Origin of the sequence: Paenibacillus sp. FSL W7-1332 (assembly GCF_037969785.1) — a bacterium.
GTDB lineage: Bacteria > Bacillota > Bacilli > Paenibacillales > Paenibacillaceae > Paenibacillus_AQ.
In genome coordinates, this window is record NZ_CP150209.1 from 3881094 (window position 1) to 3892845 (window position 11752).

Below are 11752 nucleotides of genomic sequence, written 5' to 3' on the forward strand. Positions count from 1 at the left end.
AACATCCGCCGACAGCCAAAGTGGATCAATCGTAACCGACGGGGAGGAACTCCCCTTATTTGGAGGGATCGAGGTCATTCATACGCCGGGACATACCCCCGGACATATCAGCCTCTATCTGAAGCAGCACAAGCTTCTTATTGCCGGAGACGCCATGATGATCGATAACGGGCGTTTTGTGGAACCCGACAACTGCGTAGATGTGGATTTGGCAAAATCCTCGCTGAAAAAATTACTCCCTTATGACATCCAGACCGTCATCTGTTTGCTCCGGCTGCTTGACCGCTGCCGTATTGATCCCGATCTTATCCGCTCCCGCCCGCAGAATCCGCTCCAATCAGCTTTTCGAATTACAAAATCGTCAAACATCGCAAAAACTAGTATTAAACTAACGGCAAAACAGAAACAGCGGCAGCTTTGGACGAGAAAATTAAGTCCTAAAACTGCCGCTGTTTTATGAGGCTATCGTTGCACGTTAGCTAAATTCAATATAGGTATGGCCGCAAAAAAGTTGTTGAGCTCAAGTATGCCAGATTACACCTCAAACGGATAACGGCCATTTCCGTCGCATTGAACGGAAATGGCCTGTATGATGGTACCGAGGTACTTGTGCCGTCAGCTTGCCTTCGCAATTTTTGTGCTGCGAACCGATGCCGTAGCGTATACGACGAGCGCTGTCCAAATGAGTACGAAGCCGATGAGTAAAACCGGCGAGACCGATTCCTTGAACACGAATATGCTCAGTAACAGCATGATCGTCGGCCCGATGTACTGTACGAAGCCAAGCGTGGACAGCGTCATCCGGGCGGCCGCCCGCGCAAAGAAGAGCAGCGGCAGTGCCGTAACCACGCCGGAGAGAAGCAGCTCGACGAACATAGGCGCAGGCAGCGTCCATGCCGTCGTCTTTCCCACGACGGCCAAATAGATCCAGTAGCCGAGCGCGACGGGCAGGACTACTGCCGTCTCTGACAACAAGCCCACAGAAGCGTCTTGCGCGATCTTCTTCTTCGCGAGACCGTACAAGCCAAACGACACGGCCAGCGAAATAGCGACCCACGGGAACCGACCGTAGTCGATGGCGATGATGAGCACCGCGGCACCAGCGATGGCAATCGCTAACCATTGGCCGCGGTTTGGCTTCTCACGAAGAAAAACGACCGCTAATAGTACGTTGAGCAACGGGTTCAAATAATAGCCGAGACTTGTCTCGACAACATGGCCGTTGTTGACCGCCCAGATGAAGATGAGCCAATTAGCAGCGATCAGTAGTCCGCTGGCGGCAAGCGACATCAAGAGCGAACGACTAGCCGCAATCCTCTTTATGTCACCCCAGCGGCGCTGGAGGGCGACGAGAATACCCATGAAGACGAATGACCAGACAACCCGATGTGATAGAATTTCGCCTGCCGGCACATCGTCAAACAACTTCCAATAAAGCGGGAGAACTCCCCACATGATATACGCGATAATAGCGTTAACCAACCCACTGTTCATAATTAGTTCCCCTCTTCTCACTCCGATGCCTTATCGAATTATACGCCTCGATCCTCGCTTAAGTAAAGGAAATAATGGGCCAGCTTGCAGGCATTCACGCTCTTGTCCGGCTGCCGTTGTATTAGCTATAGTCCTCCCGTTAGCTTAGTTAAGCCGCATAGAGTGCGACTTTCAAGGATTGTTATATTATCTCCGCAGACACAGCTACCGGCTAAACATGCGTAAGCTTATCCGGGTTTCTAACGACATAGATTCTGTCAAACTTTCCACGTCGGTGTTGTAAAAATATAACGGCTGCTGTTCTGCCCTCAGCGCGTAGTACGATACCTGTCTCACCGTTCAAAGGGCTAAACTCGGCGTGTACGCTGCCCTGAGACTTTAGCGCATGGAGCGCCCCGGCTAAGATTAGGGCCACTTGATCGCGAGTCTGTATTGGAGAAGTAGCCGCGACTACCTTTCCACCTCCGTCGGTAACGAGGATGACATCTTCACTCAGTAGGGACAGTACGTGATCGACGTTCCCTTGCTCAAGGGATGTGAGGAATCGGCTAACCCAATCCAAATCGACTGCTTCGGCGGCGATCTGCTCTTCCTCGGATATTCCCAACTTGCTTCTTGCCCGGCTCACCAGCATACGGCAATTCGTTACTCGCTTGCCGAGTAGTTCGGCTATTTCGGGATATTCGAATCCAAGTGCCTCACGCAAGACGAACGCCGCCCGTTCCGTCGGAGTCAACCGCTCAAGCAATACTAGCATGGCGTACGATAGCATATCGCGACGGACGACCTTATCGACCATATCCTCCTCCGGTGTCCGAATCGGTTCGGGAAGCCAGGGGCCGACGTACACTTCCCTCTTTCTCCGAGCCGACTTCTGCAGATCAAGACAGCGATTGGTTACCATTTTGCACAAATACGCTCTCGGCTCCTTCAATCGCTCGGGCTGAATGTCGCACGCCTTAAAAAACACATCCTGCACCGCATCCTCAGCATCTGCTGTAGAACCTGTCAATTGATACGCCAGCGTGAACAGAAGCGCTTTATATTGATCAAACAATTCCTCCATACACATTCTCACCTTTTCCGGATTGTAAATAATAATGCCCGCTTCCCATGCAACATTGCTGAATTTTCTCGCAGGCTCACCACTACAGGAAAGCTTCGGAGTGATCGGTCACCCACTGTTGGAAGGTGCGAGGTGCCCGGCCGGTTACTTCTTCCATTGTAGGAAGCACTTTAGAGAATCGTTGACCTTGTTTAGACAGATCAAAGAGAGCTTCCACCATTTCCGGAGGCATATGTCGAAGTAACTGTTCACGTGCGAGATCGTCTGTGATCAATTCAAACCCGATTTCTCGCCCCAAAACCTCGCCAAGTATTCGCATTTGTTGCCGACGAGTTAGCGATTCTGGTCCGGTTAACGTATAAACCTTCCCTTCATGTCCGTCAGTGCTTAGCGCTTTTGCGGCGACGGCAGCAGTGTCCCGCGAATCGATCACTGGAATGCTGAGGTCGCCAAACGGTACCCGGACAACCCCCTCGGACCTGATCGAATCTGTCCATCGGAGCGTATCGGTCATGAAGCCGCTCGGCCGCAGGATTGTCCAGGATGCGCCCGATTCCCGGACTGCCTGCTCGGCATTTAAGTGAAGTCGCGCAATGGCATTTTGTACCCCAACTTCAACGGTTGCCGCTGAGAGCAATACGATATGCCGAACCCCGGACTGCCGGGCGATCCGCGGGAAGTTAAAGTCGGCGGCTAGCGGTAACATCCAAAATACCTTTTCCACGCCGTCAAATGCGGATAAAAGTGACTCCGGCTTCGTTAGATCTCCGGCCACCCCCTCAACTTCTACAGGAAAATTCGCCTTCTCGGGATCACGGCTGACCGCCCGCACCCTATAACCGTCCTGGTGCAGCAACCGCACCACTTCACGGCCTACAGAGCCTGTGGCACCTGTAACTAAGATCATATATATTTCTCATCCTTTGCTATTCTTTGTAGGTTAGGTCGATAGATCACTATACCGCCTGAGATGGCGGTATAGTGTGATGCTTGTAGTGCATTAAAATCCAGATGCTACTTTTGCTGCTTCAGTCAATCCGGTTTCAATGATTTGCTGGGCGCGGTCTTGGAATTGATTGTGGCCTTCTACGACAACCGTTTCAATCGTTGTGATTCCCCAAAAACCGAGCATGCTTTTTACGTAATTAACCGACATCTCCTTTTCAGCCAGCGGGCCTTCAGAGTAAACGCTGCCACGTGCGTTAAGGAGCACCACTTTCTTTTCACTTTGCAATCCTACCGGACCTTGTGCTGTGTACTTGAATGTTTTCCGCGGTTGGCTAAGATAAGACAGGTAGGTGAGCAATTGAGCCGGAATCGTAAAATTCCAAAGCGGGAACGCGATTACGACTTTATCTGCTGCGATAAATTGATCTGTGTAGCGATTAGCGATTTGGACTGCTTTTTGTTCCTCGGCCGTTAGTTCACCGCCGCTGGCAAGCTTGATAATGCCCGAAAACATTTCGCCATTGTAATAAGGCAGCTCCACTTCGAACAGGTCCAATTCCGTAATATTGTCGCCCGGGTTTTTCGCCCGGTAAGCATTTACGAAAGCGTCGTAGAGCTTTATGCTGACGGATTGATCACGATCATTAGCTTTAATGAATAGTACATCTGCCATTTATATTCCCTCCTGGTTTTTCTGGAAAATTTTCCCGCTCTTGAAATTAGGATGATGACAGTATCAAGGTAAGAGATGCTAGCTCTCTCCGAAATCAACTCATGTCAAACCGCTCATTCTTCCTCAACTCCCTGTTCCGTTATGCACATATAACGATGCAGGACTCTGATTTGTAACATCGAGATCGAATCACTTATGAGCAATCTCGACGTTTATGACTGCAAATTCTTGTCTCCATTTCGGGGCTCAAATAAGCGACAGACGTGGATTCAGCTAGACTAACAGTCATCGAATAATCTGTAATTGAGCGGGATTTTGCTATTTTTTTCTGCCACCTTCTACTTATTCATTTTACCTTCTAGTGCTAGCCATGTACCTAATCCAAGCAGTGTAACTCCACTTATTGTTTGCTGCCACCAAAGAGCAACTTTGTTTCTGGATAAAAAATTACCGAACAAACTTGCAATGAGTGCTACTGAAATATCAACCGTTAGTCCAATAATGCCTAATATTATGCCTAAAATGATAAATTGACTATTTATATTAGAAGTATCCGGATTTATAAATTGTGGAATGAATGTTAAGAAGAATAAAGCCACTTTAGGATTAAAAATATCCGTTAACGCTCCTTCCCAAAATGCTTTATATATACTAACTCTTATATTATTTGATGTAACATGAATTCCCTCTCTATTTCTCAGCGTTTGAATGCCCAAATAGAGTAAATAAATTGCACCCATGTACTTAATTATTAAGAAGGCCCAAACTGATGTCATTAATATCGCTGAGAGGCCAAGAACCGCTAAAAGGATATGTACTAACGTTCCCATTTGAATACCAATTGCTGTTGCAATCCCATGCCTGCGCCCCTGTGAAATACTCCGGCTGATAACAAATGCCATATCCGGACCCGGGGTGATACAAACTATAAATGCCGCTAATATAAATGCAGGCAAAAGAGAATAGTCTAGAAAATCAAACAAATTCGCACATCCTTTAAAAAGTTAATTAAATACTTGCCAATGTAATTATACGAGAGTCAAATATTCATATAGTCGTCTCTTTCGACCTTACTCACCCGCAAGCCGAACCTTGCATACCACTCGCTCTTTCCTTTGTCTTGAGCCACCCTGTGCAGGGAGTTCTCCTTCCATGCCTTGATCGCCTCGAGCGATTCCCAATAAGAGACAGTAATCCCAACTCCATCCGTACCCCGAACGCTTTCGACTCCAAGAAAACCCGGCTGCTTCGAAGCCAGATCGACCATTTTATCTCCCATCTTCCCGTACCCTCTGTTCTCGCCTTCGGACATTTCTGAAGTGAAAATGACCGCATAATACGGCGGTGCCGGTGTCTTTGCAATAGCTCCCATCCTTGTTCCCCCTTATCATGAATTCAATTTGAATTATATCGAGCCTCTTACAATAAATAAAATGAATGTTTAAAATGGTTATAATGATTATTTCTCATGACAGGAGTGCTCAACATGACCTTAGCGAAATACGAAATTCTCGGGAAAGTGGTCGAGACCGGGAATCTGACCAGAGCGGCGGAGCATCTGAACTTAACCCAGTCGGCGGTGAGCCGTGCCATCATTAGTCTGGAGCAGGAATTGGGTATCAAAATCCTCGCCCGGGGCCGGTCAGGCGTCCGGCTGTCCCATGATGGAGAACGGCTGTGGGGATATATGAAGGAAATGCTTCATTTACAGAAAAAAATGCTGCAGGAAGCGGATCAGATCAAGGGGCTGATGAGTGGTACGGTTACGATCGGCACGTTTACGAGCATATTTCATTGGCTGCCGGATATTCTTAACCGTTTTCAGCAGAAGTACCCATTAATAGAAATCAGGCTGCTTGACGGGCATTATCATGATATCGAGCGCTGGATCGCCGATGGGACTGCAGATTTTGGATTCGTGAATATGCCTTGTTCACATGGCCTGGAAACCACAATGCTCATAAGGGATCAGATGATGTGCATCTTACCGGCTGGTCATGAATACAGCATGAAATCAGCGATATCGCTGCAGGATATTGTGGATGAACCGTTTATTATGCCCGCTAAAGGATGCGATACAGTTGTGAGAGCATGGTTTGACGGACAACGCGCGGTTCCCCACGTACGGTTCGAGATTGAGGACGATCACGCCATTATGGCGATCGTGCGAAGCGGACTCGGCGTCAGCATCCTGCCGGAGACGATCCTTGCCTCGGCTCCTTCAGGTCTGGTCGCCCGTCCGCTATCCCCGGAAGCTTCGAGGTCGATTGCTTTAGCCGCAGTTTCCTTTAAGAAATGTTCCCCCGCGGCAGCGAAGGCGATATCTTGTATTGTGGAGATGATGGGGACGCATTCCGCGTCTTACTAGTAAAGTCAAAAAGTCCGTTCGCTGTGATCCCAGGTTAGGGATGTCATGGCCTTAAAATATTCGTTGTTCTCCAGCGCTTCCTTAATGTGGGGGGTTGCTCTTCGATCAGGTTGTACTGCGTGATGATCACCCCCTGCTGTCCGAACCTCAGCAAGTCCGGCTGCGAGAAACGGTCTACCCATGGAATAAGCCTTGTACAAGTCCGGATCGTCGCTCGGCGTAAGTGAGATTTGTCGATTTTTGGCCGAGCCGGTGGCCTGTTGTAGGTATTTTTGAACCATGCGCTCTTTACCTCGTTCAAGGCTAACGCCAGCAGAATCAGGATCGGAAAACCGACGATCAATTGATAGAACGAAATAATACAAAAAAGCCGCTAAAATAGCGACTTTCAATGGAACTATGAAGCTGATTCTCTCCTCGAAGCCTTCTGCCATATAATACCAAAATGGTGCCTTTCGTTAGATCGACCGGGTAGCTTTTTACCATTCTCTTTTCTTCCTATTTCCAAATAGGGCCAGCTTCAGCAAATAGGTACCGTCTCTTTTGATAAAAGGAATGGTTGTAATTCCTACTACAACGATATAAATAAATGCCGCCGTAAAACAAGCTGAGGTAATTTCAGAGTATTTGAACAATCTCGGAGTATCCGTAAAGCAGCATATGATCTTCAAGATAAATATGTTCAGGGGTGTGGAGACCATGAAGACAAAACCTGAGTGAGTACGTCTCCCCTCATTTTCAAGTTTTTGGTCACGAAATATCAACGACCACACTTCTGTATGAATATTAACGGCTTCTATGGTCTTTTTCAAATTCATAATTATCCTTAGTTTCTTTCAACATTATCCATCCTACTAATCTTTTTTCGCTATACTGCCCTAATCTCTTGTCGTTTCACTAAAGCAAAAAGCGATAAGAAATAATACCTCATCGCTTTATTAGTATAATCTCGTGTAAACAAAACCCACCAACTATGGTGGGTTTAATGCTTGGTTCATTGCAATATCAGCCTCATAGATGCCAGCGAATGCGCTCTCCCGCCACTACCGTCTTCACTACCACAAAACTCTTTTTCAGAAGCTTACAATATGGGATGATGATTTTATACAAAGGAAAGCAAAAGATTGTCTGCATTCAACATGGTTAATATGATGATGAACACAAGAAACACAACGGGTGTCACCGTTTTGCCGAACTGATCTTTAACCCTTATATGCGCAAGGACCGCTACCAACATCGTAATTCCAAGCCAAATCCCGGCCCATGCGACCGCCCCCTCAACCCAGTAGCCGATGATAAGCACGATGGCACCTACTAACTGGACTAATCCGGCGACGATACGAAACCACTGAGGCAGCCTAAGCGTGTTGAAAATATCGATCCAATATTTTGCGCCTATGACTTTTGCAAAGCCTGAAAAGAGGTAGTACAGGATCAATAAACTTTGAAGTACAATCGAAAATATGGTCATGAGGTACCCTCCCTTTATTTTACCGGTCTATCAACAGTTTTTTGAGCTGTCCGACCATGTTCACCAACCATAAACCACTCCTTTAACTCCCGAAAAAAGGGATCAAAAATGTTCTCATACGATCAACTCCTGAATTGTTTTGTGTGATACAATTTGGCCACCTGTTGAAAGTATAGTGGAAATGCGGATTGCGGGATTGTAAGATTCGAACATCTTTTTGTACATAATTGCCATCCTGTAACTCGTAGAAAAAGAAAAAAACCACAACGAATTGTGGTTAATGATCCTTAAACTATTCAAGTTGACATGTATTCTCTTGGAGAAAACCCTGTAATTCGCTTAAAATGACGATTCAGATGGCTTTGGTCGGTAAATCCGAGCATCACTGCAACCTCTCCTACTGTAAATTCACGGCTCTTGATTAACGTCTTAGCTTTATCAATCCTTAAGTGTAAGAAGTATTGATAAGGACTTAGTCCCGTCGTTTGTTTAAACATTCGAATCAAATGTGTCTGACTTAAATTGACCAGTTTAGCCAATTCTTCAAGCGAAATATCCCGATCAAAATGGACATTCATATACTCAATGGCTCTTGCCAGCTGTTGTTCCGATAATTTTCTCGAAACATAAAGCTGCTTATGAGGGGAAGTTTTATTCATCTCCAACAGGTGAAGGGCCATCAGATTGGATAATGATTCGACGTATAACTTCCCTCTTGCTCCGTTGTTAGTGATTTCATCTTCTAACCATTGACTTAATTGAAATAGTTTCGAATCATATAAAGATATTTTGTTTGTTAATTCATCTTGACCTACAAATTCCAAGTCAGCTTGAGTTGCCACTTGATGAACCAATGAAGGAGACAGCATAATACAACTAAAAGAAGCCTCCACTTTCTCCAACCTAAAGTATTCTAAATTGCCTGGTATGAATAAAGCGGTCTCACCCACTCTCGCCACTCTCTCGTTGTCACGCCCTTCGAAACGAGACACCGCCTTAATTGGTTCTGGGGTTGAATTTACGGTAATCAAATAATAAGGCATGGATTCAACGTAGCTTTCCTGAGGGGCAACTTTATTCCACTTAACGTATTGAATGTGTTTCCATTCCAGATGATGGCTATTTAATACCGGCATGCCATCTATCATATAACTTACCGTCATGTCGATTCCCCTTCTCAATGGCTCAGCCAATCCAGGATTTACTACAATTATAACCCATTGCTGAAAAGTTGAGTACTCGATTTCCTATCATGACTTTGGGACTAACATTGGAGTTGTTCAATGGATATTCGCAGCTTTATGCCGGCGTTGGGAAGATTTGTGCCGCTCCTGGTTTTAGATCGGCAGCCACTTCGTAAGTTGCAGATGATATCCCTTAGTTTGGTCCCCTGATAGGGTTACTCGATAGCTGCACCGGTTCCCCGGTATTCTACAGGTTCTAGGCGCATTCCACGTTTCGTTTTAGCTGCCCACAGCCCAAAAAAGCCGCGAATAGCGACTTTTAATGGGACCTTGCTTATGTCCATCGGCATCATTTTATTGGCATTTTCACCTCACAGCCTCAATGCCACCTACCATTTATTCCGTTATTCTCTTTTTGCTTCATGTTCGTTCGGAATTAATTCATACAAGGCACCTACTTCACAACCGATGGAATCAGCGATCGATATGGCAATTTTGAGTGGCATCACTCTTTTGTTTTCGATAAAGTCGTAAACTCGTTCCGGTTTAATAAGCAAGTCTTTGGCAAGCCATTCCGCTGACTTTCCGGATTCCATCAATCGTTCATTCAGCAAGCAACGTCCAAATTCAAATTTCAAGAAGCGATGTCCTCCCGCGTAAGATTATGCACTATTTAACCTTAAGCCTTGTCCATTGGCGGTATGAATATACTTTATAAAGGGAACCAAACGATGAAGGTAAAATTATTCTTTGATTCGTCGAATCCCTCGCGCAATTTGTTCCCTCTCATGCTCGCTCAGCGAATATAATACAGGTGCCCTAGGAATGTCGAATATCAGATGAGAATGAGGGATTTCCGTCAATAGAGTTCCGATGGGTTGTTGACCATTCGTACTACGGATAACGTTCCAGAAAATTCTGGACCTATCTTCCTCGGTTCCCCATTTTTCAAGCGAATTGCGAAATAACAAACATTTCCCGATGACGAAATCATGCTCCTTGAGGGGCTCCGTTGCTTCGAACCCGGCGTCTTTAAGGCTATCAAATAGTGCGGGCATCAACTGGTCCAAATAAAGCCCATAGGCAGCATCCTCGATTTCACGAAAAGCGATCGTTAACTCATCAAACATCGAATCGTATAATGTTTTCCACACCGATTCGATATACTGATTACCTGCCACGCCAATCTCCTCAATGGTCATGTCGTACCGAAATACTGGTTTTAACGTCATATAAACTCCTCCTTGAACTGGATTACCTCCATCATACAACATGAAAGCCAATTGGAAGGTTTGGGAGATGAAGATGAAGGTAATCAACAAAATATCTAGAATAACATTACAATGGATTTAATGTTTGCGCATTTTTTTATGAAGGTGGGTTAACATGGACTTTCGACCGAAAAAACTGGCAGAAAAGTACGGGGTAAGCAGCAGCACCCTGCGGAACTACGAAGCGAAGGGATTGATACCTCCTGCTGAACGATCTTCAAATGGATATCGTATGTATACAGAACACCATGAAGCTTATCTGGCATGTATTCAAGCCATGTCTGCTGCATTCGGTATGGAAGTAACGAGCGAGGTAATGCATTGTCTTGGACGAAACGAGTTAGATGACGCATTGTGGATCGTCAGGGATCGAGAGGTCATGCTGCATCGGGAAAAAGCAAGTTTGGATCAACTGGTACGGGAGTTGAAATCGTATTCTGAAGGTAGCCGAGCTCACGATTTTAACCAATATTTCAGCATCCACGAGGTCTCCAGACGGACGGGGGTTCCTAAATCGGCTATCCGCTACTGGGAGCAAAGCGGCCTATTCACGACTAAGCGAGACCCTGATAACGAATACCGTCTTTATAATGAAGCGCATCTCTTTAAAATTAGGATGATTCAGGTACTTCAGAGCTCTGTTTATTCCGAGGAAACCGTGTACTTAAAACAATCCATTGCGGGCTTAGAACTAGAGAACATCGAGCATGCGATGAAGCTTACTGAACGTATTCAGGCTTACCTGCACAAAACGATCAAACTTCAGATGCGAGCGCTCTATTTTCTATATCGCTTGATTAAAGACTACTGTTAGTGATGAGATGATTACAAAATAACATCGACACCGATTTAAAAGCAAAAGCCATAGGTCTCAGCGTGCAAATAACGCTAAGCCCATGGCTTTTATTGGAAATTACAAGTTATCATGCATCCCGTTTGTTATCGAATTGCCGCTTGCCCGAGAAATCTTTTATAACGCCATCGTTCAACAAAATATCAAGTTTCGCGTTAAATCCTCTCAGACTCTTGTCGAATTGTGTCGCATCTGTTCCTTCGTAGCGTTTCATCAGCTCTAGATAATTGTTCAAAGAACGTGGCGCTTCGGCATTCGTATATTGATTTTGTTCTACAAATCGGTTTACTAATGTTTTCATGCTGTCTGTGCTCGCGAAATGTTTTTGAAGATCAGTCCGACGGTAAACCATTTGCCGGCAGATCATCATCTGCAGCGGCAATGGCGCCGTCCACCGTCGCAGGTTCATTCGACCCATACGGCG

The 11752-nt window shown here is 45.9% G+C and carries 16 protein-coding genes; 3 read left to right on the forward strand and 13 right to left on the reverse strand.

Going from position 1 to position 11752, the window contains the following annotated elements:
- Positions 1-76 precede the first annotated feature (76 nt).
- On the forward strand, positions 77-460 hold the full coding sequence (locus MKX98_RS17280; RefSeq protein WP_339224490.1) for an MBL fold metallo-hydrolase: 384 nt from the start codon (positions 77-79) through the stop codon (positions 458-460).
- A gap of 155 nt (positions 461-615) precedes the next feature.
- Here the strand turns inward: MKX98_RS17280 and rarD are convergent, their stop codons facing one another.
- The 6 genes from rarD to MKX98_RS17310 form a co-directional block, all read right to left on the reverse strand.
- Positions 616-1494 carry an EamA family transporter RarD gene (gene rarD, locus MKX98_RS17285; RefSeq protein ID WP_339217372.1) on the reverse strand — a complete coding sequence of 293 codons (879 nt, stop codon included), beginning with the start codon at positions 1492-1494 and terminating at the stop codon, positions 616-618.
- Positions 1495-1705: 211 nt separating this feature from the next.
- Complete coding sequence (gene sigJ / locus MKX98_RS17290) at positions 1706-2560, reverse strand: RNA polymerase sigma factor SigJ (protein WP_339217374.1); 855 nt, start codon at positions 2558-2560, stop codon at positions 1706-1708.
- A gap of 82 nt (positions 2561-2642) precedes the next feature.
- Complete coding sequence (locus tag MKX98_RS17295) at positions 2643-3467, reverse strand: SDR family oxidoreductase (protein WP_339217376.1); 825 nt, start codon at positions 3465-3467, stop codon at positions 2643-2645.
- 93 nt (positions 3468-3560) lie between these two features.
- A complete protein-coding gene (locus MKX98_RS17300) occupies positions 3561-4181 on the reverse strand; it encodes an FMN-dependent NADH-azoreductase (RefSeq protein WP_113059788.1) in 621 nt (206 codons plus the stop codon).
- Between the two features lie 338 nt (positions 4182-4519).
- Positions 4520-5164: a LysE family translocator gene (locus MKX98_RS17305; protein ID WP_113059787.1), complete on the reverse strand. Its 645-nt coding sequence runs from the start codon at positions 5162-5164 to the stop codon at positions 4520-4522.
- Positions 5165-5220: 56 nt separating this feature from the next.
- Positions 5221-5553 carry an antibiotic biosynthesis monooxygenase gene (locus MKX98_RS17310; RefSeq protein ID WP_113059786.1) on the reverse strand — a complete coding sequence of 111 codons (333 nt, stop codon included), beginning with the start codon at positions 5551-5553 and terminating at the stop codon, positions 5221-5223.
- Positions 5554-5667: 114 nt separating this feature from the next.
- Between MKX98_RS17310 and MKX98_RS17315 the strand changes: the two genes are divergently transcribed.
- The gene (locus MKX98_RS17315) at positions 5668-6549 is read left to right on the forward strand and encodes a LysR substrate-binding domain-containing protein (RefSeq protein WP_339217380.1); all 882 of its coding nucleotides are present in this window, start codon (positions 5668-5670) and stop codon (positions 6547-6549) included.
- 5 nt (positions 6550-6554) lie between these two features.
- On the opposite strand, the gene MKX98_RS17320 is transcribed toward MKX98_RS17315, so the two are convergent.
- From MKX98_RS17320 to MKX98_RS17345, 6 genes are all read right to left on the reverse strand, one after another.
- Positions 6555-6983, reverse strand: a complete 429-nt coding sequence (locus MKX98_RS17320; protein ID WP_339217382.1) for a hypothetical protein — start codon at positions 6981-6983, stop codon at positions 6555-6557.
- Between the two features lie 45 nt (positions 6984-7028).
- Complete coding sequence (locus MKX98_RS17325; protein WP_339217384.1) at positions 7029-7367, reverse strand: hypothetical protein; 339 nt, start codon at positions 7365-7367, stop codon at positions 7029-7031.
- Between the two features lie 284 nt (positions 7368-7651).
- Entirely contained in the window at positions 7652-8020 is a 369-nt protein-coding gene (locus MKX98_RS17330; RefSeq protein ID WP_194542876.1) for a DoxX family protein, read from the reverse strand.
- Positions 8021-8316: 296 nt separating this feature from the next.
- Positions 8317-9183, reverse strand: coding sequence for an AraC family transcriptional regulator (locus tag MKX98_RS17335; RefSeq protein ID WP_199341199.1), 867 nt, complete (start codon positions 9181-9183; stop codon positions 8317-8319).
- A 425-nt stretch (positions 9184-9608) separates the two neighbouring features.
- Positions 9609-9842 carry an XRE family transcriptional regulator gene (locus MKX98_RS17340; protein WP_194542877.1) on the reverse strand — a complete coding sequence of 78 codons (234 nt, stop codon included), beginning with the start codon at positions 9840-9842 and terminating at the stop codon, positions 9609-9611.
- A gap of 105 nt (positions 9843-9947) precedes the next feature.
- Positions 9948-10436: a DUF6022 family protein gene (locus tag MKX98_RS17345; RefSeq protein WP_220685132.1), complete on the reverse strand. Its 489-nt coding sequence runs from the start codon at positions 10434-10436 to the stop codon at positions 9948-9950.
- A 154-nt stretch (positions 10437-10590) separates the two neighbouring features.
- Here MKX98_RS17345 and MKX98_RS17350 point away from each other — a divergent pair, with 154 nt between their 5' ends.
- The gene (locus MKX98_RS17350; RefSeq protein WP_220685131.1) at positions 10591-11289 is read left to right on the forward strand and encodes a MerR family transcriptional regulator; all 699 of its coding nucleotides are present in this window, start codon (positions 10591-10593) and stop codon (positions 11287-11289) included.
- A 109-nt stretch (positions 11290-11398) separates the two neighbouring features.
- Here MKX98_RS17350 and MKX98_RS17355 read toward each other — a convergent pair whose 3' ends face one another.
- The gene (locus MKX98_RS17355; protein WP_339217391.1) at positions 11399-11746 is read right to left on the reverse strand and encodes a hypothetical protein; all 348 of its coding nucleotides are present in this window, start codon (positions 11744-11746) and stop codon (positions 11399-11401) included.
- Between the last annotated feature and the right edge of the window lie 6 nt (positions 11747-11752).